The following is a 24524-nucleotide window of genomic DNA, read 5'->3' as shown; positions in this document are numbered from 1 at the left end:
TTTTAAGCCTGTATATTAACAAATGTCCTTCTGGTAATAGATTATAAAGGGGCTGTCCATTCATTAAAAATCGCAATGGGCAGCCCTCAAAAAATAGGAAATATAAATATTAATTTTCCGTTTTTGCTTCAGCAGGCTTCTTTGTCAACGTAAAGAAGGCACTAAACCCGATAAAGGAACTAATAAACAGAATCAAACCCATAGGAACTGCAGAAGTTTCATCAATTCCTACAAGCGGGGAAGCTACTGACCCGATAATCAGTGGAAGCAATCCCAACACTGCACTAGCGCTGCCGGCGCGATGGCCTTGATGCTCCATTGCCAATGTAAACGAACTGGTCAAGGTCATTCCCATGGTGGTCATGTAAATAAAAATGGCAATGACCAGTAGTGCAAGCGGACCTTCGATAATACTGATGAACAAAATAAGCGCTGTGGCAGTAGCGGCGGTACAAACTGCGATCCGAAGTAAATTACGTTCGTGGATGATGCCGCCAAAACGTCCGACAATCGAACTTCCAGACATTATTGCCAGACCGTTAATCCCGAATAATATACCAAATACTTGCGGGGAAACACCATAGATTCCCTGATAAACGAACGGTGTACCGGATACATAGGCAAAACTTCCACCATGGACAAAACCGACAATAATCGCATAGCCAATAAACGAGCGATCTTTAAATAGGCTTCCCATTGTCTTTACAGTATTACCGATCGAACTAGGAATCCGCTTTTCTGGTGGTAAAGTCTCCTTCAAACGGAAGAAAACTGTCATCACGATCAATAAACCGAGAAGGCTCAAGAAATAAAAAATAGTGTGCCAGCTGGCAAATGGAAGCAAGAGAATGGCACCGCCTGCCATCGGGGCAATCATTGGTGCTGCTGCAAGAATTACCATTAACAAGGCATAGAACTTTGTCAGTTCTCTTCCGGTAAAGACGTCCCTTACTACAGCACGGGATAGGACAACACCGGCAGAGGCAGTCATTCCTTGTAAAAAACGGGCAGCAATCAGTGTGAAAATATTAGGTGCAAATGCACAGAGTATCGATGCCAGGGCAAATAACATAATTCCGATTAAAAGAGGCTTGCGTCTCCCGACTGCATCGCTGATTGGTCCAATGATTACCTGGCCGGTTGCCAGCCCAATCAAACAGGTCGTCAAGCTAAGCTGGACAAGCGAAGCACTTGCATGTAAATCGGAAGCGATATCCGGAAAGCTGGGCAAATACATATCAATATTCAGTGGGCCCATTATGGCAAGCATTCCAAGTAATAAAGCGAGCGAAAAACGCTCTTTTCCAGTTGGGTTTTGCAGCATGAATTACCAAACACCTTTCATCAATCGATCAATCTTTTTCTTTAAATATCAATAGATTATAGTCTAATTCAGAAAGGCGCGGCTGTCCATTGAATTATCCTGAAAAGAAAACCAGGCAGCTGTCGAAGGATACCCGACAACTGCCTGTTTGTTTTACATTAAATCATAAATGGATTCTTCTAAATAGAGCCAGTGGTAGTATTCCACTTCTGCGTCCGTCATGTTGTTCACTTCGTTTTCATTAAGAGATGCCAATTCGCATAAATCTTGTTCCAGATTATTCCGAAGGGCTTGGCTCATTGTAAAGTCTCCTTTTTATTAATGGTTTTGGGAAATTTATTCTACTTACTATATATCTCATTCTGCGATAAATAAAATATCATTTTTCGATTGATTTTCTGAATATGATGCTAAAGTGATATTTAAAGATGATTTGAGACTCTTTAATTTTCTTATAGGAAGAGAAATAGGGAAAGGAAGAACATCCGCTTATTTTTGAGCCTTTATTTTAAAGGATTCTCCCTTTTGCACAAACGGTATAAACAGCGAACTAACCTTAATGAGTCTTCCTGACATCCAACCTTTATTGAGAAGGTGAACAGCGCTGCGGAAAAATGCGAGACTCCAGTGGGAAAGTCTGAAGACCCCGCAGCTGGCTTTTCCAGCGAGGAGGCTGAAGTTGCTTCCCACGGAAAGCGATTGTTTTTCCGCAGCGCTGGATTAGCACTCATTCTGAATATAACTAGGAGGAAGCAGTGACAGAGGTAGTTAGCAGTTTCTATCAACTGAAAAAAGATTAAAATGGTAAAGTCGGAGAGAAGAGCTATTTAAAAATGGCAGGAAAAATAAAAGAGAAAGGAAGCGCATTCATTGACTTCTATTATCCCTGGGAGTATACTTTTTATCAAAGCTACTTACTCTTAAAATGGCAGGCAGGGGACACTTTTGGAGCGTTACTAAATCGATTTAGTAATGAGTTTACTGAAATTATTTTTCTGATGGCTGGTTGAATCAGTCGTTCTCTAAAGGTGGCTTGCATCGTAAGAGGATGGCAGGAAATAGAAAACAGCTAATTGAAACCGCTTCACCTGCGTGAAGGGGGAACTTATAAGGGGGATGGACAATGCCACAACAAAATTGGGGAATTCTTGGCCCAGGGACAATTGCCAGAGAGTTTGCGGTTGCAATAAATGAAGTGAATGGAAAAATTGCCGCAGTTGGAGGCAGAAAGCTGGAAAAAGCCCAACAATTTGCTGAGGAATATAACATAGACAAGGTTTATGGCAGCTACGATGAATTACTGCAGGACGAGGACTTGGACATTATATATATCGCGACGCCTCACACTTTTCATTATCAATATATCATGGAGAGTCTAAGACAAAATAAGCATGTGCTTTGCGAAAAATCGATTACCGTCAATTCGAAGCAGCTCCAGGAAATTGTCGAGTTGGCAGAAGAAAAGAATCTGGTAGTTGCGGAGGCCATGACAATATTCCATATGCCGGTGTACCGAAAAGCAAGGGAAATCTTGCAGTCTGGCAAACTGGGAAAACTGCGAATGATCCAGGTATCACATGGGAGTTACAAAGACCCTGATCCTGCCAACCGGTTTTTTAACCCGGAACTGGCTGGCGGCGCTATGCTGGATATAGGAACGTATGCGTTATCCTTGTCACGGTTTTTCTTATCGGAACAGCCGGACTACGTAGAGAGTACGGTGAAAAAATTTCAAACCGGAGTGGATGAACAAGTAGGCATTCTGTTGAAAAATAAAGCAGATGAAATGGCGACCATTTCGATGACACTGCGGGCAATCATGCCGAAAACCATCTTGGTGGCAGGGGAAGAGGGGTACATTAAAGTCGATGACTATCAACGCCCGACCAAGGCAACGATTTATTATACCCCTGAGAATCGGACAGAAGTTATCGAAGCCGGCGAATCGGAAAAAGCGTTCCATTATGAAGTAGAAGCCATGAATGATTACGTTGCGAATAACCGTGAAAATGATACCCTCCGGTTATCTGTCGATGTCATGAAATTGATGGACGAAGTTCGTAAGCAAGGCAATGTGCATTATTCTTTTGAATGAATAGGATGTTTGAAGGGCGTCGCATGGAAGGATATTCTGTGTGGCGCTTTTTTGTGCTGGAAGATTGGCCGTCGGTGAAACCAAAACGGTTTTCATTCCGTAAGAATAGAGGAGGAGCAAAAAATGATCGGGCTGCCTTTCATCCTTCGTCGAGAGAACAGACATTATGGTAGAATGAAAGCAGTGTGCAAATGAAAGGTTTAGAGGGGGAGAAGATTGGAAAATCAAACGTTTAACATGAATACTCAACAGAAGGCGAAGCTGAAGAAATTCGGCGGATTCTTCGGTAAATTGATTGGTTTCCTGGTAGTATTATTGATTCTGGGCGGCTTGTCATTGCACTGGATCACGGATTATATATGGATGGATTCGCTCGGATACCAACAGGTATATACAACCATTCTCGGCAGTAAGGTACTACTTGGTGTAATCGGGTTTGTCGTATTTGCGGCATTGACCTGGATAACGGCAGCATGGATCCGAAAATCGTTCTTGAAACAATTTAACCCGTCACAGCTGCCAGCGGTTATTCGCAGCAAGCGATTGAGCGCATTTACTATATTATGCATATCTTTGTTTGTCGGATTCATCGGAAGCAGTATTGTACAGGGATTCGGCTGGGAGCTTTGGTTGAAGTTTCTCAACCATACTTCCTTCGATATAACAGACCCGCACTTTGGCATGGATGTTTCGTTTTATATGTTTGTATTACCGTTTATACAATTTGCAGTAAATACACTGATCGGTTTAGCGTTCTTTTTATTGCTTGCCGAAATTGGTGCCTATTCTGTATTTCATATGTATCGAATCAGCCGTTCCGCGCAATTGCAACTAGGCATTACCTTGGGCAGCATTGGTTTGTTGATGGCAGTGTCCCAGGTGTTGGAACCATATAGCACGATGCTGACCAATAAGGTCAACCTATTCCAAGAAAGCGTCGTACATGGCATGAGCTATACCGACAAAGTTATCAATATCCCTGCGTCCTACGTCATGGCCGCTGTCGCCGTGATTGGAACGATTTGGGTGATTGTCTCGCTTGTGCGCGGACGATTGAAGGCAATGCTGATACCGGTTATTGCTTATATGGCAATTGGCGTCCTAGCAGAAGGGGCTTCCATCATTGTACAAAATTATGTTGTGTCGCCGAACGAATTTTCCAAGGAAAGCCCTTATTTAGAGCATAACCTGGAATTTACCCGGGCAGCTTATGACCTTGATAACATTGAAGAATTCGAACACCCGGGGAACGAGTCGCTTGATCAAGCAATGGTCGAACGCAATGAGCTGACGATCAATAATGTTCGTATCAATGATGCAAGGCCGATTCTCGATATATACAATCAATTGCAAACCTTCCGGACTTACTATCAATTCAATGACATAGATATCGATCGTTATCAAATTGACGGCGAGTATCAACAAGTCTTTCTTGGTGCCCGGGAATTGAATACCGTCGATTTGCCTTCTCAGGCGAAAACATGGGTTAACGAAAATCTGCGTTATACACACGGTTACGGAATTGCAATGAGTGACGTCAATCAAATTACTTCGCAGGGACAGCCGGAATATTTATTGAAAAATGTTCCTTCAGAAGGTGCTATGGACGTGGAAAGACCACAAATATATTTTGGGGAAGAAAACTATGATAATGTCATCGTTAATAGTGAAGTGGATGAATTCGACTACCCTGCTGGCGATGAAAATATGTCGAACAGGTACGAAACGGATAAAGGGATAGCATTATCTGGTTTAAATAGGCTGTTGTTCGCATTGGACGCTGGTTCATTTAGAATGTTTGTGTCCGATCAGTTGAACAGCGACAGTCAGCTGTTAGCAACACGTAATATCATGGACCGGGTCGAGCGGATAGCACCGTTCTTGGAATATGATGAGGATCCTTATATTTTTGTAAGAGACGACGGCAGCATGGCGTGGATGATCGATGCTTATCTGACAGCAGACCGTTATCCATATTCAGAAGCACATCAAGGTAATGAAAGCTATATCCGCAACTCGGTAAAAGTGACGGTGGATGCTTACAGTGGGGAAGTCCATTTTTATGCAGCCGAGCCGGACGAACCGCTGCTTCAAACCTATCAAAAGATGTTCCCGGATTTGTTTACAGAGGAAATACCGGAAGACGTGGCAGCGCATTTCCGGTACCCGATTGATATGTTCAAAATCCAGGCGAAAATGTATGGTACGTACCACATGTCCAATCTGGAAGTATTCTACAATCGGGAAGACTACTGGCAATTTCCAACCGAGAAATACTTCAATGAAGATGTAGAAATGGAGCCTTATTACATTACAATGAAGCTTCCGGAAGCGGAAGAAGAAGAGTTTGTGCTGATGATGCCTTATACACCGAGAAACAGGCAAAACATGGTAGCCTGGATGGGTGTGCGAAATGATGGAGAGAATTATGGCGAAACCTTTGTCTATCGTTTTCCGAAGCAGCGAAACGTATATGGTCCGCAACAAATAGAAAACAGGATTAACCAAGACAGTACAATTTCTCAGCAACTGAACTTATGGTCTCAGGGTGGATCGGAAGTCATTCGCGGAAACCTGCTGGCTATTCCACTTGAAGATACCGTCATCTATGCGGAACCGATTTATATCGAGTCTTCCAACGAAACATCGCTTCCTGAGGTGAAACAAATTATTCTTGCTTATGGCGATGAAATCGTCATGGAACCGACATTTGATAAGGCGATGGATCGGATGCTTGGCTTGATTGACCCGGATGTTGAACTTGATGAGGGAGAAGATGACACAGAAGGTAATGATCAAGTAGACGAAATTATGGGCTCTGATCAAATTTTAGAGGAAATTTCTTCCTTGTTCGACCAATACCAGCAAGAACTTTCTGCTGGAAACTGGGAGGAAGCTGGCGCGATTATGTCGCAAATTCAAGATCGACTAAGTGAAAGGGAAGAAGAACAGGCAGAGACGGAAGGAACGGAACAGCCAGAAGATCAGGCAGAACAGGATGGAGAAGAAGACCAACAGGAATAATAGAAGGGAGCTTCCTTGTGAAGGAGCTCCTTTCTTGTATCTAAAATTAGTCCTGCAATATGGTGCACAAATAATCGGATATCAATTTTTCTTACCTGCTATTCTTTAGGAGAGAGGAGGTCATTGAATGGATTCCCTGAAACAAATGAATGAAGCAATCAAGTATATTGAAGCCCATTTAGCTGATGAAATGGATTATAAGGAAGTCGCAAAGAGGGCGTTTTGTTCAGAATATCATTTCAAACGGATGTTTTCCTTTTTGGCAGGGGTCACCCTTTCCGAATATATCCGGCGAAGAAGACTGACCTTGGCAGCATTCGACCTGCAGGAGGGACAAGAAAAAGTTATTGATTTAGCAGTTAAATATGGATACCAATCGCCGGATGCATTTACGAGAGCCTTTCAAATCTTGCACGGTGTAACCCCGTCAGCAGCCAGAAAACTTGGCCATCCCTTAAAAGCCTATCCACCGATGACCTTCCAGCTTACCATTAAAGGAGGGAACGAAATGGAATATCGAATAGTAGAGAAACCAGCATTTCGTATTGTGGGCATCAGGAAGAGAGTCCCCATTGTTTTTCAAGGAGAAAATCAGCATATCGCTTCGATGTGGAAGTCATTGAACCAGGAACAGATTGATCAGCTTAAAGGCCTGTCCAATACGGAGCCGCACGGACTCATTCAAGCGTCGACCAATTTTTCGGAAGGGCGCATGGAAGAGAAAGGAAAACTTGATCACTATATTGGTGCCGCGACCACCAGTGACTGTCCTGATAACCTGGCAAATCTGGAAGTGGCTGCGGGTGTATGGGCAGTGTTCCGAGCGATCGGTCCGTTCCCGGATACGTTGCAGAATATTTGGGGTCGCATCTATGCAGAATGGTTTCCTTCATCTGGTTACCAACAAAGACAGGGGCCGGAAATGTTGTGGAATGAGCATATGGATACCGGTTCTCCAATGTTTACCAGTGAAATATGGATACCGGTGGAAAGAAAAAGATGACATATAAAGAGGGCTGTTTTGTCAGCTCTCTTTTTCTATTTGGATGACCTCCTAGGTTCATATTCAGCTGTGGTAAACTAAGAGAAAATAGTTCTGGAAAAGGAGTGTGGAAGATGAAAGCTGGTTGGGAGCGGTCAACCCCTTTAATTGTGCCAAGCCTTGAAACAATCCGGCAGCTATCAATTCCGATATTAAATGACAGGGAATTAACCGACATTACACCCTTAAATGGAGGTTTGAGCAACTCGAATTTAAAAATCACCACCGATAGTGGAGAAAGATTTGTACTGCGTATCTACAGTAAGGATAATACGTCTATTGAAATGGAAAGAAACATTTTGAATATGCTGGAAGACCGGATTCATGTACCTAAGGTTCTCTATAGTGATTCTTCATGTGCGAAACTGCAGTATCCTTTTTTAGTCCTAAGCTGGATGGAGGGTGTACGGTTTTCTGATTTTATGCAAAATGGCCAGAAACAGGAGATCGTTTCCTTGGCAGGTGAAGTTGGAGAAACGCTGGCAAAAATTCATCAAATCCATTTTCCAGATGGAGGCTTTTTTGATGCCAGTTTAAACATTGATGAGACAGTTAAATTGGACCGGAGCAGTTTTCTGGAATTTATTGAAGGAAGTCTTGTAGCAGGGCATGGATGCAAGCACCTTGGGAAAAAGACTTGCGAGGAGATACTTACTTTTGCCCGGGAGCATGCCAGCGTACTTGATTGGCTTGGAGAACAGGACTGCCTCGTTCACAGTGACTTCAATCCATTAAATATACTGGTGGATACTCGGGAGAAGGGTTATACGATTAGTGCTGTTCTTGATTGGGAGTATGCTTTTAGTGGTTCCCCGTTATTCGATATCGGAAATATGCTCCGCTATGAAAGCGTAGAAGATTCGGATTTTATTCCCCCTTTTATTTCCGCTTATCAGAAAAAGGGAGGCATCTTGCCAAAAAAATGGTTGCAGCAGGCTAAGCTATTAGATTTAATCGCATTATGTGAACTTACTAATAAAGAAGTATGCGGGAAGGCAAAATTGAAAGATATAAAACGGCTCATACTGAAGATGACGGTAGATTGGGAGAAGTATGAAGCTGTACAAGCAAGTTACGTGTGACTGGAAGACAATATTTTTTGTATATCACTATCTTGCGCTTTCATTCGCATGTCGTTTCAATCCTGGTTATATCCGTTATAATAAATCAAGAGGTGATGAAATGGACAGACAGGATTCAACTTTCATTCCTGAAGCATGTTGGCATGCGATTACGACCAATGATTCCAGCTTTGACGGGGTGTTCTACTATGGTGTACAAACAACCGGGATATTTTGCCGTCCCTCCTGTAAATCCCGGTTACCCCTGCCGGAAAATATACGCATCTTTTCTTCCGCCAAAGATGCGCTAGCCAAGCACTTTCGGCCGTGTAAAAGATGCAGACCGGACCAGCTAGTAATGCCGGAAGAAAAGTGGGTAGAGGAGCTGGTCAACTGGATCGACTGTCATCTCCATCGTAAAATAACCTTGAACGATTTGGCAGAAGTTGTCCATGTCAGTCCTTATCATTTACAGCGAACCTTTAAAAGAAAGAAAGGGAAAAGTCCTCAAATGTATATCCGTGATGCCAGGATGGAAATGGCAAAGGAGTATTTGGAAACTACGGGAAAATCAATAGAAAATATTGGAGCGGTAATCGGACTGAAAAACACGGCTTATTTCATAGCTTTATTCAAAGAGATCACGAATTTAACGCCCGCAGCTTATCGGGTTAAATACAAAAGAAAGGAGGCTCTATCTTGAAAGCCAGTCAGCCACAGACAATCTATTATTCTTTGTTTGAGGATGAAAAGTGGAAATTATATCTTGCCGCAACCGAAAAGGGTCTATGTTATGTCGGTTCACCTGATAAATCCTTTAACGAGATGAAAGGATGGAAGGATAAACGATTACCTCAAGCAATCCTGCAAGAAAACAACCAAGTGCTTGCGCCATATAAGCAGGAACTAAGCGATTACTTCAATGGGAGGCGAAAAGTTTTCACGTTTCCGATCGATTTACACGGCACCGCTTTTCAAAAGGCTGTATGGGAAGAGTTGGGCCGAATCCCTTATGGCGAGACATACACGTATGGGCAGGTCGCAGAATTGATTGGGCGTCCGAAAGCGGTACGGGCGGTTGCCGCCGCCATAGGCGCCAATCCAGTGATGATCCCCATCCCCTGCCATCGTGTGATTGGAAAAAATGGTAAGTTGACAGGCTTTCGCGGTGGCCTGGAGATGAAACAGGCTTTGCTGCGATTGGAACAGTCACCGCTTTCCTGTGAAACCATCACTTAACTTTATGATAGAAGAAAGATAATTTCCATAAACAATAGTGGTTCAGATATAGAGGAGTGTAGGCTAAATAGCAATTTATACAGAACGAAACTGGGACCAAAGCATCGTGACCAAAATAAAAAGTTAACCGTTCCACCCTTCTCTTATGAATCGAGCAACGTTCCACTCCGGCAAGGCACTTCGCTTTCCGCGGGCACGGCTTCAGCTAACTTGGCAATGAATCCCGCTTTGCCAAGTGGATCTTCAGCTCGCGCTCATCCCGCTGGAGTCTACGTACCTTGCCTCCGTTGGATGGAGATTGTTTTTCTTCTGGTGTGATTTCCGTGTTGCCGATTGCCGTTACAGGGAGAAAGCTAAGTCGCATGGTAACCGTGAGTGTTTCTTTATTCTTTTTATCTGTTGGTTTGCACCTTCCAACTTCTGAAGAATAAAAGAATCCCCTATTTTTTCGTCTTCGTCACTGTTAGATACCTATAAGCCAATAGAAGAATACGGTTCTATTCATCGTGTCTTTAGCATGTGGAAATCAGACCGCGAAAACGTAGCGAAGGCAAGATACGGAGACACCAATGGGAACAGCACGAGCTTCAACTCCCTCAGAAAGTGGTCGGTGCTTTCTGAGGGAGTTGAAGCCGTGACCGTGGAACGCGATACCTTGCCGTAGCGATTCGAAGCACGCTAAAAACCGCATGGATTCAATTAGCATTTAGTTCGTTCGGTTTTTGCCTTGATAGCCATGCCATGCTTTTATCCCAGCCTCGTTCTGTATAGTAAAAAGAAACTCAATGTGTCTGTCTACAGTTCAAACCCTTAGCGAACCACGAAACCCTCTGGCAGCGTAGTAGGATTCTGCTCCATTGTGATAGACAAAGACGTGACCAAAACGACGATCGCAAAAAAGAGCACCACCGAGTTTTCTTATATCCTTCGGTGTTTGTACCCAACTCGATGTTTTCAAATCGAATTCGCCAAGATTTTGCAACGCTCGATATTGTTCTTCAGTCAACAGGGTTATGCCCATAGAGGCAGCCATATCGATAGCGTTATTTTCGGGTTTGTGTTTTTTTCTGGACTCCAGGGCTTCCCGGTCAAAACAGACACTTCTGCGTCCTTTAGGGCTTTCCTTGGAACAATCATAAAATATGTACTCGTCCTTCTTCTGATCATACCCAACAACATCCGGTTCACCACCCGTTCTTTCCATTTCATGCAGCGACCACATTTTTTCTGTATCAGCTTCGAGTTTTTCTTGTACCCCGGCCCATTCAATCTCCTCGTGCCGGTGCCTGTTTTTCTCAAAACGGGCTTTCAATATGCTGCATAATTCTTCCTGTTGTTCACGGGATAACTGCTTGTTTTTCCCTGTCATATTTATTTCCTCCTTATTGCTTTTATATAAAGACTAAACAGCTGTCTGCTTCTATATTCTCCATAATGCCGTCAGCCTCCTTCATGAAGAAAAAGTATACCAGATAGTTAGAAAGCAGTTTCGATGTCTTTATTTTTGCTTCTTCCATTCCTCATAAAACTTTTTCAAAATCGAGTTGATTTCATCCAGCGTAAGCAGGATTAACAGGAGCATCATAAAAGTGACCATTTCCCCTGTGAAAATGGATAACACGGCAATAATGCTTATCCAAAACCAAAAATACTTTTTGTTCATACGCCCCCTCCACTGTCAACGTAAAACAAATACGCTGTTGCATACGTCCACTGCAACCACCGCCTTTATTAAACGAACTTCCTCTTTAACTTAAGAACCCTGTTTAAAGACTCTACATGTATTTCAATAAGAAATGATTATTATCCTTTTTTTGTTTAAACAAATCGTCCAAGTAATGGATTTACTCACCTGTGAATAACCTGGATGGGCAGGAGACTACAGTCATTTTCTTAACCAGGCAAGGAAGGATTCAGTAAGGCGCTGGCTGATAGAAGTAATTGGGAGTCTTCACTTCATCGTTATATTTATTGTGGAAAACATGGGTTGACGCAGGTGAAACTGGAGGAATCAGCCATGACCAGCGCCCAGTAACATTCCTTCCACTTTCCGTTTCTTTTTGTTCAAACATGTTGAATTGCTGGGCGGCGGTATGATGATCGACGATACTGACGCCAGCCTGCTTGAATGAATTGAGCACGGCTACATTTAACTCAACGAGTGCTTTGTCTTTCCAGAGCGATGCGTTTGATTTCGTGTCCAGTCCAATCGCTTTGGCGATGTCAGGTAAAAGATTGTACCGATTTACATCGGCCAGGTTGCGGGCGCCGATTTCGGTTCCCATATACCAACCGTTGAACGGAGCGGCTTCATACTTTATTCCGCCTATTTCAAGCCGCATGTCCGATATGATCGGGACAGCATACCACTTGATTCCAAGCTCGTTTACTTGCGGGTACTCCGGATGGTTGATTGCTACTTCTTTTACCAGGTCAGTTGGTAAGTCAAACCAGCGAGGTTTTTGGCTGCCGATCTGGACGACCAATGGCAGTAAATCGAAGTCGGTCCCTTTTCCTGTCCAGCCTAATTCCAGACAGGCTTTCGTAAAAGCTAGCGAGGATGAATCACCGATGATTCCTTGTTCCGTTTGATAACCAGCATAACGGATCAGCTGATGATTCCAGATCCGGACATTTCTTCCGTCATTTGTTTCTTGTTTGAAGATAGTAATGGAAGGACGGATTTTCCCCTGATTGGTGGCGAACTGCACATGCTCGAAAAGTGCTTCAATAATTGCATCTTCCGTATCTAGATCACGAGCGTCGGTGACATGGAGCCTGTCCCAAAATAATCTGCCGATACAGCGGTTGGAGTTCCTCCAGGCCATTTTCGCCCCACGGACTAATTCTTCTTCTGTATGTTGGTAGGTTCCTGTTTTGAAAATTTCCCGTTCGATTGATTGAAGTCGGCGTTCCGTTTCTGTTTTTGTTTTCCCTAGTTCCTGGTAGCATTGGGAAATAAACGGAGTGGCCTCAGTATATATTTTTCCTTTCATATTTACGCCTCCAGACGATTGACTAGCAGTCTACTTTTATTCTAAGTGACTGCCTGTTGCAAGGCAACGACTTCACGAAACCGTCATAATTGCGGCGGCAAAGGATTAGGAGGATAATGAGAACAGAACATTGTGTTAGGAAGGAGACAGTACAGCATGGTACTATCCGTAAAAAAATCTTTATATAAAAAGCTATTGGAAAATTTGTCGACTGAACCATTCACCGTTACTTTTTGGGACGGCACCGTCACACAATACAATCAAGGTGTACCGGAGTTCCATATTGCCATTCATCAACCACTTGACACCAAACTGCTGGCCGAGGATCCGATGCTGGCGTTTGCGGAAGGGTATATGGATAAACGCATTGAGGTGGACGGGGATTTGGAATACATCATCGAAAGCATTTTCAACCAGCAGGGCAGTATTCTCAATCAGCCATTAGCACTGCGGACGTTGAAAAAGTTTAAATCGACCGGTAAGAAGCAGTCCAAAGATAACGTGGCCCATCATTACGATTTGGGGAATGATTTTTACAAGCTATGGCTCGATGAAACGATGAATTATTCTTGTGCGTATTTTCAATCGGCGGAGGACAGTTTGTATCAGGCACAAAAGAATAAAACTCATCATATCTTGAAAAAATTGAATCTACAACCAGGACAAAAGCTGCTGGATATCGGGAGCGGCTGGGGCTATTTATTGATTGAAGCTGCGAAAGAATATGGAGTACAGGCACTTGGCGTCACGCTGAGTGAAGAGCAATACAAACAAACGAAGCGCCGCATTGAAATTGAAGGCCTACAGGACCAAGTAGAAGTCAAAGTAATGGACTACCGGGAATTGATCAAGGAAGGGACAACGTACGATCGGATTGTCAGTGTTGGGATGCTGGAACATGTCGGCCATGTCAACATCCCGACATTCATGGAACATACCAATCACCTGTTGAAAGACAGGGGAGTAGCTCTCTTGCATTGTATTACCGGCTTAGTCGAAGTGGAAGGCAATGCATTCTTGAATAAGTATATCTTTCCGGGCGGGCAAATTCCTTCGGTCCGTGAACTGGTTGACGGAATGAGCCAGAATGATTTGCGTATCACCGACATGGAAAGCCTGCGATTGCATTACACGATTACGCTCAGACACTGGAAACGCAATTTTGAAGAAAATCTAGGAGCGATCAGCCAGCAATTCGATGAACGGTTTATCCGTATGTGGCGGCTTTATTTGAGTGCCTGTGCGGCCAATTTTACATGTGGTATCTCGGATCTTCATCAATTCCTGGTCACCAAAGGCCCGAATAATGAATTGCCAATGACAAGGGATTACTTGTATGAGTAGTTTGGAAGCAGCGGGGAACCGTTGCTTTTTTTATGGCGACAAGAAGTTTCTGCTAAAAATCTACGGAAAGTCTTGGAATCTATGAAAATTGGAGTAAAATGAAGACATGTCATGCAAAAGCGGGATTTTTAGCCAGCGAAATACACCAAAATTTTTAATGAAAAGTTAACTTACACCAGGACGGCAGTCAGCGAATGATTGTCGTCTTTTTTATTGATGTGGGGAGCGTGAAATGGACGCTTAAGCGAGGTGTTTGATCGAGGCTATTCCAGAATGAAGATGGAGGCGGTTCATTACGAAGATTTAAAACGTCAGCAGGAAGCACTGATGAACAAATGGGCAACAATCCGCATAATGTTAAAAATTTGCGAAAAGCTTTCGGAAAATAAAGCGGTTGCAAGAAAGGAGAAAGCCAGATGGATTATCAGGTACGATTCCTTTTGAAATCAGATTTACTGATTTGCTCTAAAACGTACACAGATGTATTCAACCGTCCGCCATGGAACGACGGCTGGGAACGGGAAAAGGCACAGGAGCGGCTGGCCGATATCTTTTATCAGCCAAAGTTTGTTGGGATCGGGGCATTCACTGAAGAGGGCACATTGATCGGATTCCTGTTAGGTTATTCAGAGAAATGGGTAAAGGCAAATCACTTTTATCTCAATGAAATGTGTGTGGCATCTGCATATCAAGGACGGGGCATTGGTTCCAGTTTGATTGATGAATTGGAAACCTATTGTGTTGATCATAATATCAACAGTATATACCTATTGACCGCCAGAGAAGGACTGACGGAGGCGTTCTACAAGAAGAATGGATTTAATAGTAATACCGGGATGGTGATGTTGGCCAAGCGTTTGGAGGCAAATAATCAGTAAGAGGAAAAAAGATATAGACGCTGCCTCCTGTCTATATCTTAGTTTAGCCATTCTTTCTGTCAATCTCTTAATAATATGGATAAGAAGGAAAAGAAGGATAGTACCCCTGATGGCCGTACGGCATATTAGGTTGGCTGCCTTGCTGGCAGTCTTTATATGGTCCGATGTAAGTGGAAGGCTGGATAGGGGCAATCGTTTTCTCCCATTGCTGCTGATCCAGGCAATACGTATGGGCCATGACATTGGCAGGGGTGAACTTCAGCAGGTCAGAACCGAGAATTACCTCAGGTGTCGGTGCATCAAAAATGGCCAGCAGATGGGTGTTATCAACCGTCGCCATTTCATAATGCCACCAGCCCTGCGGCACGTTGGCCACCTGGCCCGGGGTGATCGGAAAGTTGAGTATTTCCTTTGTATAGGGATTCATAATCGAAACAGTTGCGGCGCCTGAAATACAATACACGAGCTCTGCAGCATTTTGATGGTAATGCGGTTCGACGACATTCGTCCTGCTTAGGAAAATGTCGAGCAACGAAACGTTTTCCAATGTATTGAGTTGTTGAATGCCTAAAATATTAATCAAATTTTGGTTGTCTTTTTTGAACAAATTGCTTTTATTCACGTCAAACGTAAACTGAGCAGAAGGGGATGTGTAATCAACATTAGGGTTCATCCAGTTCACCTCTTTAAATTTTATACAGCCTTCCTCCGTATTCTATGCCGGAGGCAAAAATGGGTGAATGTCATGATTACAGAAGGAGGTATTCCCATGAAAAAATCTTTAGTCATTGCCATCTCGGCAGTATCGGGAGGTGGCAAAACCACTCTCACTAAAGAGCTTGCTAGTAAGTTGCCAAAGGTCAGCGTTTTACATTTCGATGATTATACTTTTCATGGACCGGAAAACCTTGCGAAATGGTCGAAGGAAGGAGCAGATCACAATGCTTGGAATCTTGCGCCTTTGGTTGAAGATGTCCTGCTTCTGAAAGAAAGATATGATTACATTTTGCTGGATTATCCTTTTGCCTATCAAAATCATTGGATGAAGGATTTCATTAATATCGCCGTATATATCGATACGCCATTGGATGTCGCTTTAGCACGGCGGATGTTAAGGGATTATCCAGAAGGATCTGCAGAGGAGATAAGAAATGACTTATCGTATTATTTATCTTACGGAAGAGAGGCTTATTTGGAAATGGAACACAAAATCAAGCCAAACTCTGACCTCGTGATTGATGGAACACTTTCGAGAGAAGAGATCATGCAACGAATCATAGAGGAAATACACAAGCGGTAACGATAGAAAAAATGAAAAAATTTGGATTTTTAATGTGATAGCCAATATTTTTTAGTAAAATAAACGTGTAGTTGTCATAATTTAGCAATAAATAGTGAAAGTGAGGGAGTTCCAGTTGTCTACCTACCATAAACTAGTCCGGGATTACATACCACAAATCATCGAACAGAACGGGAAAAGCTGTTTAACGAGCATATTGTCAGATCAGGAATACAGAGCGGCCTTGAAAGAGAAAGTGACCGAAGAAGCGGAAGAATTGGTCACTGCTGAAACGAAGGAGGAGATCATTGAGGAAGCTGCGGATATGCTGGAACTGTTGCATGTAATAGCAGAAATGAATGGGACTTCCATACAAGAAATAGAAAAAGAGAGGAAGAAGAAAAAGGCAGAGCGTGGCGGATTTAAGGAGCGGGTGTTTCTTGTAGAGGTGGATAATTGAAAATGAAAATAAGGTAGCTGAACCTTAATATAGCAAAGAAGAAAAACAGTGAGGAGAAAGAAAATGGGAATGAGTTTTGGAGAAAGTTTAAAAATGGGGTTTGATTTATTCTGGACGTTCGTTACTGCGGAGCCTAAGCTGACAATGTTTTTATTATTAATGATTATCTTTCATGGCATTTATGCGGTTATCATTAACACCATCAAGCAGAGCAGACTAAGAAAATCCGGTATCCTGGAAATTGATAAAATGAATGGCAAAACTTTCGAGGATTATCTGCACGCTTTATTAAAAACGAGAGGTTATCAGATTAAATTGACGCCGGCTTCAGGGGATTATGGAGCAGATCTTGTACTAAATAATAAGGTGAAGAAAATTGTTGTGCAAGCCAAGCGATACAAGAAAAATGTAGGAGTTAAGGCGGTACAGGAAATTGTTTCGGCAAAGACCTATTACCGAGCTGATGAATGCTGGGTGATTACCAATAGTTATTTCACTGTAAATGCTAAAAAACTAGCTGCCTCGAATCAAGTGCGTTTGGTAGACAGACCTGAGTTGATGAGCTGGATGTTAAAAGAGAATAAGACGGCATGAGGGAACCGATTTGGAAGCCTTATTATACTGCGTAGTAGACTCATACTGTGCAACAAATTATTTTTCATAATTGTGGAAATTAAGAACAAATATCCATTATCTTCTGCTATGATTCTAGTATAAAGATTGGTGACATTGTGAATTAATTCACTTGAATTAACGAAGCAGGAATGTTTAATAAGGACTGTGTTATAGTAAGTAAAACAATTGTTAATGAGGTGAAAGAAATGGTTAGAAGGAGATAGTTAGCCTCCTGAATTAGAAGTTGTTTAATTTTAGGAGGCTAACTTAATCATTAGGAGTTGTATAAAGTTATGAAGCAAAACAAATATGATGATGTTAATTTCTTTTCTGCATATAAAAAAATGGAACGTTCTGTCAAAGGACTTGAAGGTGCAGGAGAATGGCATATATTAAAGGGACTTTTACCCGAACTAAAAAATAAAAGTGTACTTGATTTGGGATGCGGTTTCGGTTGGCATTGCCGTTATGCTCGTGAACAGCAAGCAAGGTCTGTTATTGGAGTAGATATATCTGAAAAAATGCTTCAACAAGCCCGTGAAATGACTAATGATTCCTTAATTTCATACATTAAAATGCCAATTGAAGACATTGCATTTTCAGACTCTCAATTTGATGTTGTTATCAGTTCATTGGCTTTTCATTATATTAAGTCCTTTAAAACAATCTGTAAAAAGGTCTATGATTGTCTAAGGCCTGGGGGTTCTTTTATATTTTCGGTTGAACATCCAATCTTTACTTCAAGAAACAATCAAGATTGGATTTATGATGACAAAGGGAATCGCCTGCATTGGGCAGTTGACAATTACCAATTGGAAGGATTACGTGAAACCTCATTCCTAACTGAAAATGTTATAAAATATCATCGTACATTTTCAACTTATATCAATGACTTAATTATTGCTGGTTTTAATATAAGGACAGTCAAGGAGCCAATCCCCTCTAAGGAATTTTTAATAAATAATCCTGAGATGAAAGATGAACTCCGAAGACCAATGTTCTTAATAATTTCATCAGAAAAGTAAATATTTATTATACGTTGCGTTCCTACGAGATGTAGGAACGTTTCTCTTATTTGAATTAACGGGGGCAAGAGTTGAAGATGAAATCGTCAATACGACTGTCTTTTTTAATTAAAGGGGCAGGTTTTGTTGAATAAATTTAGTTATTGGTATTTGGATTAAAAGATAACTCTCAATTGAAATGTATAATCTCTTAATGAAACCTTTTGTCAGAACTGTTCGTATATCAAACATAGAGAAAATTAATTGAGGTGAAAAATAATGCACAATCGGCAAGAGAGAACTTGTCTTAAATGTGGAGACAAAATAATTAAATGTTATGTTGATGATGGATTGAAGGGACTATTGGTTAAAAATCCTGATGGAGATAGGTTGTTCAGCAACAAGAAAAATACAAATATAAATCCATTTATATGTACCAATTGTGGGTTTGCAGAATGGTATGCAGATAAACCAGAAGATTTAATTTAAAAGTAAACTGCAAATTATATACTAAGTGAACACCCCTCTTTTACTTAGGAGGACTTCCCCGTAATGAGGTTTCGTTTTAAAGATGTTTTAAAAACGGTAATGATAAGTTTGGGATGGTTAATAGCCATTTCCATAACAGCAATTTTAATATTATTTGTGTTTGGTAATCCAGACGATTCAGACCCTATCTTATTGTTAGTCGGTATCTGCTTTATCCCAACCTTTACTACTACAATGCTTTACTATTAATAAATACTTGCTTAGAAAAATTGGCTTAGGTTGGAATTCATTAGGTTTTGTTCCATTGAAGAAAAAAATTTCTAAATTTAGCGTGGCAGGTTCCTTTGTGTTGGTTTTTAATTTTTTTGACCGAAATAATCTTTTTAGTCTTGCTTTTTGGGGAAAGTGAAAATCTACCAGATACACAAGCTTCCGCACAAATAATGGAGTTTACCCCTTTTATTTTCATACTGGTTTTTTTGGCTTATGCCATCTTTACTCCCATTTTAGAAGAAATTGTATTTAGAGGGGGAGTGTTACAGGCTCTTGAAAATAAAATTAACGCCCCTATGGCGATGATTGGAAGTTCCCTCTTATTTATGATTGTACATGGAATACCTCTTATCATGCCTGCATTATTTGTTAGGGGTCTATCATTTTCCTACCTTTATCAAGAGTACAAGAGCATTACGCACCGATTATTTTGCATATGTTTATCAATGGAATAAATGTAATTGCTGTAAATGTCGTTTTTAAATTTAATTTATAAATGTATCAGTATCTTAAAAAAATAAGTTGCATAATGTATTTGTGAATAGGTGTACTTAAAGTAACGGATCCGTTAATTTAAGAAGCCATTTGGTTTAAGGGATTATATTAATGCGCAGTACAACCATACTGTGAAGTAAACACAACCTTATGTGGAGGATTTTCTTTCAACTATCCCTATAAAGTTTCTTCTGTAGCAGAACAACATAAACCCATACAGGATGACAAGTAAAATAGCTAAGAGAAGTAAAGAATGATCGAAGAATACATGAAGTAATAGAATGTTGGTGATAATTGGTGCCAATATCGAAAGGGCTAGTGGTACAAACCGATTAATTAATAGTAATAAACCACAAATAATTTCTAATGATTTTTCAAAGATAAGTAGATATTGAAACTCAAACAATGCCATTGCTTCAGGACTGGTTGCAATAAATGGTTCTATATTGAAAATTACAAAATAACCATTTATTCCTGCCGTTAGGAATATGAAACCTAAAGAAATCCTTGAGAAAACAAGAAAGTAATTGGTCATTTTACACACCTTCTTACAATTTTATATTTGTAGGGATTATAACATTTAAGAACGTGGGAGTATATGGAATTGTGGTTGCACACTGCTACGAAACAATGCATTTATCTTATTCTTTAGAATCATATGCCATGTCAATCCATAAGTATTCTAGATATCATGATAGGTCACTAAACAAAGGGGGATGAATTTTTGGCAACCATGACTAGCTAATAAAATGTTTGATAAAAAATTGTTTTGTATTTTTAAGGGTCAAGATGGAGAAGTATGTGCCGATTTGTTAAATACATCCCTTCCAAAACCCATGCATATGATTTTTCCATCTTTGGAGAAAGATATAGGATGGAAGTAAGACAAAACCAATCGAGGAGATATCATGACACATAACAATATGGGATGGAACTTTGACAACAGTTATGCACGTTTGCCGGAACGGTTTTTTGAAAGTACGGAGCCGACGCAGGTATCCTCTCCAAAAACCAATCTATTCAATAAGCAGCTGGCAGAGGATTTAGGGTTGGACATAAACGAACTGCAAACGGAATCGGGTACCGCGATTTTTGCAGGGAATACAATCCCGGAAGGAGCGCAGCCGATTGCACAGGCCTATGCAGGTCACCAGTTCGGTAATTTCACCATGCTTGGTGATGGCCGGGCGGTCATGCTTGGAGAGCAAATCACTCCAGCCGGTAAAAGGAAGGATATCCAACTCAAGGGATCAGGTCGCACCCCTTTTTCCCGTGGCGGTGACGGGCGAGCTACACTTGGTCCGATGCTTCGTGAATATATTATCAGTGAGTCGATGCATGCTCTTGGTATTCCGACCAATCGCAGTTTGGCTGTAGTGACGACAGGCGAATCGGTTAGGCGTGAAATAGACCTTCCCGGTGCGGTTCTTACCCGGGTGGCAGATAGTCATTTGCGGATTGGAACATTTGAATATGCGGCCCGTTGGGGAAGCGAAGAGGAGCTTCGCATGCTGGCGGATTATGCGATTAACCGGCACTATCCGGATATTGAAGACAATTCGGACCGTTATCTGACCTTTTTCCGGGAGGTAGTCAAACAGCAGGCAGAATTGATTGCCGAATGGCAGCTTGTCGGCTTTATTCATGGCGTGATGAATACCGATAACATGACGATTAGTGGAGAAACGATCGATTATGGTCCGTGTGCGTTTATGGATGAGTATGATCCGACAACTGTATTCAGTTCTATTGATGTGCAAGGACGTTATGCGTATCAAAACCAGCCGGGAATCGGTCAATGGAACCTGGCCCGTTTCGCCGAGGCTCTGTTACCGCTGCTTCATGAAAAGCAAGAACATGCCATCAATCAGGCGAAAGAAATCCTTGGTGAGTACAAAGAATTCTATGATGATTATTGGCTTGCGGGAATGAAGAAAAAGCTTGGGCTCCACAATCACGAGGAGCAGGATGAAGTGTTGATTCAAGACTTGCTCGACATTATGGAAGAACACGATGCCGACTTTACCAATACCTTCCGCGCTTTGACGTTAGACAAACCAGAGAAGACGCCCATGCATGATACATCAGCATTTTCGGACTGGCATAACCGCTGGCAGGAAAGGATTTCCAGGCAGGGAGAAACGAAGGATGCAGCTTTTCAATTGATGAAACAGTCTAACCCTAACGTGATTCCCCGGAATCATCTTGTCGAGGAAGCGTTGGAAGCTGCAGTGCAGAAAGGGGATTATACCTTGACAGAACGCCTGATTGAAGTGCTTTCCGCGCCGTATGCTTATACTGACAAACAGGAGCCTTATACTGAATTACCAGAACCATCCGACCGTCCGTATCAGACTTATTGCGGAACGTGAGGTTATAGAAGTAGTCCCCCTTTGATAAAGGGGGGGCTCGTCTATCCTTCCTCTACTAACTTTGAGAGGCCTGACAACAACTAACCTAAGAAGGTATGGAGGTAATTTATAGCACCGAGGAGAAGACAGCTTTAACTATATTGCCGGCTCTCATTTTTGATTCAGTATTACCATTCACACCAACTTGTGGTGGACTAATTTTCATTGTGTTTTACTACAGAATCCAGTAATTTTTTCAATTCTTCCGGTTTTTGAGTGCCAATTATCACTGTGTTATCTTTCAACTTTAATACGATTCCTTGCTTACCACCCAAATTATAAGCTATTTCACCTTTAGCATTCCTTCTGATTCCCCAACCACCAAATTGTTTCAGCGAGTTGTAAGTAATCCTTTCATATTCATGTAGATCTCTCAAAAGGTATTTCTTAAATTGAAAATGAAAGGGGGAAAAACGAATATAAATCCCATCTTTATGAACTTCAACTATCAACCTTAATAATCCAAACAACATTGGAATAGTGATACCAAAAATCAACCAAAACACAATTGTTATCGCATCTGGTGCGGGGTTACTCCCGATAGGAGCATCAAAAATAATTTGTTGAATGAACCAATACCACATGAAAGCAACATCCAGTAATATAAATCCCCATAGCCAAACTTGACGTGGTCGCTGGACTTCACGATACTCGAATTTATTTTCTTCCGTCATTAAGATTCTCCTTTTTCCTTACTCTATACTTCTATTAAAGCACAATTCAGGGGGCGGGAACGATGGGAATTTGTTTCTTATTCAACTAACAGGCAAGTTAGCCAAGAGCGGTTTATTTGGTTCAAAAATCGAGCCAGGTTGTTGAGAGGATAAATTCTGTATTTGGCGAAATAGAATGATAAACAAACTTATCAAGAATACAGAAATGGCAAAACAACAGGAAAAAGGAGGTAAGGATATGAAAATTAGTAGAATAGACCATGTAGGTGTAATCGTAAACGATCTCTCTGCTGCTAAAGATTTTTTTCTCGATTTTGGCCTTGAAATGCTTGGAGAGGGAGAAGTGGAAGGAGAGTGGGTAGAGCGAATAATTGGACTTCATGGCGTTAGAGAGACGGTTGTTATGTTAGGGATGCCGGACGGTCAGGCAACTTTGGAGCTGGTCAAATTCCATACACCGGTAGATGATAAAGGTATGCAGCAGTCTTTTGCAAATACTTTGGGGCTCCGGCATATTGCCTTTGCTGTTGAAGATATTGAAGGTGTGGTGGCCAAATTGAAAAAGAAAGGCACGGAACTTTTTGGAGAGATACAAAATTACGAAGACACTTATAAGTTATGCTACGTTCGCGGGCCTGAAGGGATTATTTTGGAGTTGGCGGAGAAAATCAGATAATTAGAGAGGTTATAAAGCAATGTTGTTTGATTAGATGATACCTTACTTGATGGATAAGCAGTAGATAAAATGTGTTTAATTATTTTATAGAAGTTAAGTGTTGTGCGAATTTGGCACTTATCTTATCCATATGCTTATACAGACGAACAGGAGTCTTATACTGAATTGCCAGAACTGACCAGCCGTCCAGATCAGACTATTTGCGGCACATGACTTATAAGAAGACTGCTCACCTTAAGGAGGATGGGCAGTTTTTTACGCTTAATTTCAAACACCCGTATCTTTTTTACTCCACTTTTCGTTTATAATAAGTGAAAGACTAAATTCAAGGAGTGATTGGCAATGCGGCCGCTTGTTAAACAAACTCCAGCCGAAACGAAGGAAACCTTCACAAATGCTATCGAAGCTTATGTGCCTCATTTGAAGAACTATTGCATTTCTCTGACCAGATCAAAGTGGGATGGGGAAGACCTTATGCAGGAAACGCTGGCAAAAGCCTTTCAAAGCTATAGGAAAGAAACGAAGTCAATCACCAAAGCATACTTGTACCGAATCGCTTCGAATACCTGGATCGATCAGTACCGTAAACGAAAGCCGGATGAAGACTTCAACAGGGAGTTATCTAGTCTGCCTGCGGAGAAAACAGCGGATACGGACTTTGCTTGGGGAGCAATTGAAACGGCTTTGCGTCGGTTGTCCCCCAAACAGCGCGTGTCTCTGCTTTTGACTGAAGGCTTTGGGTACACTGCCTTGGAGACAGCGGAATTGATCGAAACGAGTGAAGGTGCGGTAAAGGCAGCGCTTCACAGGGCTAGGGCTGCGTTAAAACGTCGAAGCAACTTCGAAGACACCGACAATGGCGGGGGGAATGTAGCCGGCTATGTCGCGGCGATACAAAGTGACAACCCGCAAAAGGTCGTCGAGCTTTTTAAAACAGAATCGCAGAATCCTGTCATGGCTTTTGGATTTTCCGGCTTGCCTGCTGCCTCAATTTCAATCCAGCCTGTTTCAGGGGCAAACGCTTCTTATCTACTTGTTGCTATTCTGTTGTCCGATGGTAGTATGATGACTATCCCGTTTTACCGACAAGAGTGGCAGTCTATACTAGTCTTAATGGAGGGGGAGGTTTCCTTCGCGGCATAACG

General features: G+C 41.8%; 26 protein-coding genes. 18 read left to right on the top strand and 8 right to left on the bottom strand.

Annotation, left to right across the window (positions count from 1 at the left end):
• Positions 1-109 precede the first annotated feature (109 nt).
• Entirely contained in the window at positions 110-1324 is a 1215-nt protein-coding gene (locus BLR82_RS04325; RefSeq protein ID WP_074597748.1) for a Bcr/CflA family efflux MFS transporter, read from the bottom strand.
• 153 nt (positions 1325-1477) lie between these two features.
• Entirely contained in the window at positions 1478-1624 is a 147-nt protein-coding gene (locus BLR82_RS20950) for a hypothetical protein (RefSeq protein WP_175486748.1), read from the bottom strand.
• A gap of 533 nt (positions 1625-2157) precedes the next feature.
• On the opposite strand from BLR82_RS20950, the gene BLR82_RS20945 reads away from it, so the two are divergent.
• The 7 genes from BLR82_RS20945 to BLR82_RS04295 all read left to right on the top strand — a co-directional run bounded on the left by BLR82_RS20945 (position 2158) and on the right by BLR82_RS04295 (position 9785).
• On the top strand, positions 2158-2334 hold the full coding sequence (locus tag BLR82_RS20945) for a hypothetical protein (protein WP_175486747.1): 177 nt from the start codon (positions 2158-2160) through the stop codon (positions 2332-2334).
• Positions 2335-2447: 113 nt separating this feature from the next.
• Positions 2448-3419, top strand: a complete 972-nt coding sequence (locus BLR82_RS04320) for a Gfo/Idh/MocA family protein (RefSeq protein WP_074597747.1) — start codon at positions 2448-2450, stop codon at positions 3417-3419.
• A 216-nt stretch (positions 3420-3635) separates the two neighbouring features.
• Positions 3636-6443 (top strand): UPF0182 family membrane protein, encoded by a 2808-nt coding sequence (locus tag BLR82_RS04315; RefSeq protein ID WP_074597746.1) that lies wholly within the window; start codon positions 3636-3638, stop codon positions 6441-6443.
• A gap of 127 nt (positions 6444-6570) precedes the next feature.
• Positions 6571-7446, top strand: coding sequence for an AraC family transcriptional regulator (locus tag BLR82_RS04310; protein ID WP_074597745.1), 876 nt, complete (start codon positions 6571-6573; stop codon positions 7444-7446).
• Between the two features lie 113 nt (positions 7447-7559).
• On the top strand, positions 7560-8567 hold the full coding sequence (locus BLR82_RS04305) for a phosphotransferase family protein (protein WP_074597744.1): 1008 nt from the start codon (positions 7560-7562) through the stop codon (positions 8565-8567).
• A 100-nt stretch (positions 8568-8667) separates the two neighbouring features.
• Positions 8668-9249 (top strand): bifunctional transcriptional activator/DNA repair enzyme AdaA, encoded by a 582-nt coding sequence (locus tag BLR82_RS04300; RefSeq protein WP_074597743.1) that lies wholly within the window; start codon positions 8668-8670, stop codon positions 9247-9249.
• Positions 9246-9785 (top strand): methylated-DNA--[protein]-cysteine S-methyltransferase, encoded by a 540-nt coding sequence (locus tag BLR82_RS04295; RefSeq protein WP_074597742.1) that lies wholly within the window; start codon positions 9246-9248, stop codon positions 9783-9785. Before BLR82_RS04300 ends, BLR82_RS04295 begins: the two co-directional genes overlap by 4 nt.
• 802 nt (positions 9786-10587) lie before the next feature.
• Here the strand turns inward: BLR82_RS04295 and BLR82_RS04290 are convergent.
• The 3 genes from BLR82_RS04290 to BLR82_RS04285 all read right to left on the bottom strand — a co-directional run bounded on the left by BLR82_RS04290 (position 10588) and on the right by BLR82_RS04285 (position 12781).
• Positions 10588-11154 carry a DUF4256 domain-containing protein gene (locus BLR82_RS04290; RefSeq protein WP_074597741.1) on the bottom strand — a complete coding sequence of 189 codons (567 nt, stop codon included), beginning with the start codon at positions 11152-11154 and terminating at the stop codon, positions 10588-10590.
• Between the two features lie 129 nt (positions 11155-11283).
• Complete coding sequence (locus tag BLR82_RS20940; RefSeq protein ID WP_175486746.1) at positions 11284-11448, bottom strand: hypothetical protein; 165 nt, start codon at positions 11446-11448, stop codon at positions 11284-11286.
• Positions 11449-11698: 250 nt separating this feature from the next.
• Positions 11699-12781 carry a nitric oxide synthase oxygenase gene (locus BLR82_RS04285; RefSeq protein ID WP_074597740.1) on the bottom strand — a complete coding sequence of 361 codons (1083 nt, stop codon included), beginning with the start codon at positions 12779-12781 and terminating at the stop codon, positions 11699-11701.
• 156 nt (positions 12782-12937) lie between these two features.
• Here BLR82_RS04285 and BLR82_RS04280 point away from each other — a divergent pair, with 156 nt between their 5' ends.
• Together BLR82_RS04280 and BLR82_RS04270 are read left to right on the top strand one after the other, a co-directional pair.
• A complete protein-coding gene (locus BLR82_RS04280; RefSeq protein ID WP_074597739.1) occupies positions 12938-14125 on the top strand; it encodes an SAM-dependent methyltransferase in 1188 nt (395 codons plus the stop codon).
• 416 nt (positions 14126-14541) lie between these two features.
• Positions 14542-15003: a GNAT family N-acetyltransferase gene (locus tag BLR82_RS04270; protein WP_074597737.1), complete on the top strand. Its 462-nt coding sequence runs from the start codon at positions 14542-14544 to the stop codon at positions 15001-15003.
• Positions 15004-15070: 67 nt separating this feature from the next.
• Here the strand turns inward: BLR82_RS04270 and BLR82_RS04265 are convergent, their stop codons facing one another.
• Positions 15071-15676 carry a cupin domain-containing protein gene (locus BLR82_RS04265; protein ID WP_074597736.1) on the bottom strand — a complete coding sequence of 202 codons (606 nt, stop codon included), beginning with the start codon at positions 15674-15676 and terminating at the stop codon, positions 15071-15073.
• Between the two features lie 96 nt (positions 15677-15772).
• Between BLR82_RS04265 and BLR82_RS04260 the strand changes: the two genes are divergently transcribed.
• The 6 genes from BLR82_RS04260 (at position 15773) to BLR82_RS04230 (ending at position 19578) form a co-directional block, all read left to right on the top strand.
• On the top strand, positions 15773-16303 hold the full coding sequence (locus BLR82_RS04260; RefSeq protein ID WP_074597735.1) for a nucleoside/nucleotide kinase family protein: 531 nt from the start codon (positions 15773-15775) through the stop codon (positions 16301-16303).
• 115 nt (positions 16304-16418) lie between these two features.
• Complete coding sequence (locus tag BLR82_RS04255; RefSeq protein WP_074597734.1) at positions 16419-16742, top strand: nucleoside triphosphate pyrophosphohydrolase; 324 nt, start codon at positions 16419-16421, stop codon at positions 16740-16742.
• A 63-nt stretch (positions 16743-16805) separates the two neighbouring features.
• A complete protein-coding gene (locus BLR82_RS04250; protein ID WP_245693636.1) occupies positions 16806-17336 on the top strand; it encodes a restriction endonuclease in 531 nt (176 codons plus the stop codon).
• 314 nt (positions 17337-17650) lie between these two features.
• Positions 17651-18382 (top strand): class I SAM-dependent methyltransferase, encoded by a 732-nt coding sequence (locus BLR82_RS04245; protein WP_074597733.1) that lies wholly within the window; start codon positions 17651-17653, stop codon positions 18380-18382.
• A 258-nt stretch (positions 18383-18640) separates the two neighbouring features.
• On the top strand, positions 18641-18850 hold the full coding sequence (locus BLR82_RS04240; protein WP_074597732.1) for a hypothetical protein: 210 nt from the start codon (positions 18641-18643) through the stop codon (positions 18848-18850).
• Positions 18851-19215: 365 nt separating this feature from the next.
• Positions 19216-19578, top strand: coding sequence for a CPBP family intramembrane glutamic endopeptidase (locus BLR82_RS04230; protein WP_139186888.1), 363 nt, complete (start codon positions 19216-19218; stop codon positions 19576-19578).
• 188 nt (positions 19579-19766) lie between these two features.
• Here the strand turns inward: BLR82_RS04230 and BLR82_RS04225 are convergent, their stop codons facing one another.
• Positions 19767-20153 carry a hypothetical protein gene (locus BLR82_RS04225; protein WP_074597729.1) on the bottom strand — a complete coding sequence of 129 codons (387 nt, stop codon included), beginning with the start codon at positions 20151-20153 and terminating at the stop codon, positions 19767-19769.
• A gap of 373 nt (positions 20154-20526) precedes the next feature.
• Here BLR82_RS04225 and BLR82_RS04220 point away from each other — a divergent pair, with 373 nt between their 5' ends.
• Positions 20527-21990, top strand: a complete 1464-nt coding sequence (locus BLR82_RS04220; protein ID WP_074597728.1) for a protein adenylyltransferase SelO — start codon at positions 20527-20529, stop codon at positions 21988-21990.
• A gap of 194 nt (positions 21991-22184) precedes the next feature.
• Here the strand turns inward: BLR82_RS04220 and BLR82_RS04215 are convergent, their stop codons facing one another.
• Positions 22185-22703 carry a DUF6141 family protein gene (locus BLR82_RS04215; RefSeq protein ID WP_074597727.1) on the bottom strand — a complete coding sequence of 173 codons (519 nt, stop codon included), beginning with the start codon at positions 22701-22703 and terminating at the stop codon, positions 22185-22187.
• A gap of 238 nt (positions 22704-22941) precedes the next feature.
• Between BLR82_RS04215 and BLR82_RS04210 the strand changes: the two genes are divergently transcribed.
• Together BLR82_RS04210 and BLR82_RS04205 are read left to right on the top strand one after the other, a co-directional pair.
• Entirely contained in the window at positions 22942-23379 is a 438-nt protein-coding gene (locus tag BLR82_RS04210; RefSeq protein ID WP_074598265.1) for a VOC family protein, read from the top strand.
• 342 nt (positions 23380-23721) lie between these two features.
• Positions 23722-24522 (top strand): RNA polymerase sigma factor, encoded by an 801-nt coding sequence (locus BLR82_RS04205; protein ID WP_074597726.1) that lies wholly within the window; start codon positions 23722-23724, stop codon positions 24520-24522.
• Positions 24523-24524 lie beyond the last annotated feature (2 nt).

It is taken from the genome of Sediminibacillus halophilus (assembly GCF_900103695.1).
GTDB classification, from domain to species: Bacteria; Bacillota; Bacilli; order Bacillales; family Amphibacillaceae; genus Sediminibacillus; species Sediminibacillus halophilus.
The sequence above is the reverse complement of the archived record's forward strand: the minus strand, read 5'-3'. Positions and strand labels throughout refer to the sequence as shown.

Bases quoted from the DNA above. Each gene is read 5' to 3' on its own strand.
- BLR82_RS04280 (WP_074597739.1), top strand. From the start codon at position 12,938: ATGGTACTATCCGTAAAAAAATCTTTATATAAAAAGCTATTGGAAAAT.
- BLR82_RS04265 (WP_074597736.1), bottom strand. From the start codon at position 15,676: ATGAACCCTAATGTTGATTACACATCCCCTTCTGCTCAGTTTACGTTT.
- BLR82_RS04225 (WP_074597729.1), bottom strand. From the start codon at position 20,153: ATGACCAATTACTTTCTTGTTTTCTCAAGGATTTCTTTAGGTTTCATA.
- BLR82_RS20940 (WP_175486746.1), bottom strand. From the start codon at position 11,448: ATGAACAAAAAGTATTTTTGGTTTTGGATAAGCATTATTGCCGTGTTA.
- BLR82_RS04300 (WP_074597743.1), top strand. From the start codon at position 8,668: ATGGACAGACAGGATTCAACTTTCATTCCTGAAGCATGTTGGCATGCG.
- BLR82_RS04270 (WP_074597737.1), top strand. From the start codon at position 14,542: ATGGATTATCAGGTACGATTCCTTTTGAAATCAGATTTACTGATTTGC.
- BLR82_RS04310 (WP_074597745.1), top strand. From the start codon at position 6,571: ATGGATTCCCTGAAACAAATGAATGAAGCAATCAAGTATATTGAAGCC.
- BLR82_RS04245 (WP_074597733.1), top strand. From the start codon at position 17,651: ATGAAGCAAAACAAATATGATGATGTTAATTTCTTTTCTGCATATAAA.
- BLR82_RS20950 (WP_175486748.1), bottom strand. From the start codon at position 1,624: ATGAGCCAAGCCCTTCGGAATAATCTGGAACAAGATTTATGCGAATTG.
- BLR82_RS04285 (WP_074597740.1), bottom strand. From the start codon at position 12,781: ATGAAAGGAAAAATATATACTGAGGCCACTCCGTTTATTTCCCAATGC.
- BLR82_RS04320 (WP_074597747.1), top strand. From the start codon at position 2,448: ATGCCACAACAAAATTGGGGAATTCTTGGCCCAGGGACAATTGCCAGA.
- BLR82_RS04260 (WP_074597735.1), top strand. From the start codon at position 15,773: ATGAAAAAATCTTTAGTCATTGCCATCTCGGCAGTATCGGGAGGTGGC.
- BLR82_RS04240 (WP_074597732.1), top strand. From the start codon at position 18,641: ATGCACAATCGGCAAGAGAGAACTTGTCTTAAATGTGGAGACAAAATA.
- BLR82_RS04210 (WP_074598265.1), top strand. From the start codon at position 22,942: ATGAAAATTAGTAGAATAGACCATGTAGGTGTAATCGTAAACGATCTC.
- BLR82_RS04290 (WP_074597741.1), bottom strand. From the start codon at position 11,154: ATGACAGGGAAAAACAAGCAGTTATCCCGTGAACAACAGGAAGAATTA.
- BLR82_RS04325 (WP_074597748.1), bottom strand. From the start codon at position 1,324: ATGCTGCAAAACCCAACTGGAAAAGAGCGTTTTTCGCTCGCTTTATTA.
- BLR82_RS04205 (WP_074597726.1), top strand. From the start codon at position 23,722: ATGCGGCCGCTTGTTAAACAAACTCCAGCCGAAACGAAGGAAACCTTC.
- BLR82_RS04215 (WP_074597727.1), bottom strand. From the start codon at position 22,703: ATGACGGAAGAAAATAAATTCGAGTATCGTGAAGTCCAGCGACCACGT.
- BLR82_RS04250 (WP_245693636.1), top strand. From the start codon at position 16,806: ATGGGAATGAGTTTTGGAGAAAGTTTAAAAATGGGGTTTGATTTATTC.
- BLR82_RS04220 (WP_074597728.1), top strand. From the start codon at position 20,527: ATGACACATAACAATATGGGATGGAACTTTGACAACAGTTATGCACGT.
- BLR82_RS20945 (WP_175486747.1), top strand. From the start codon at position 2,158: ATGGCAGGAAAAATAAAAGAGAAAGGAAGCGCATTCATTGACTTCTAT.
- BLR82_RS04305 (WP_074597744.1), top strand. From the start codon at position 7,560: ATGAAAGCTGGTTGGGAGCGGTCAACCCCTTTAATTGTGCCAAGCCTT.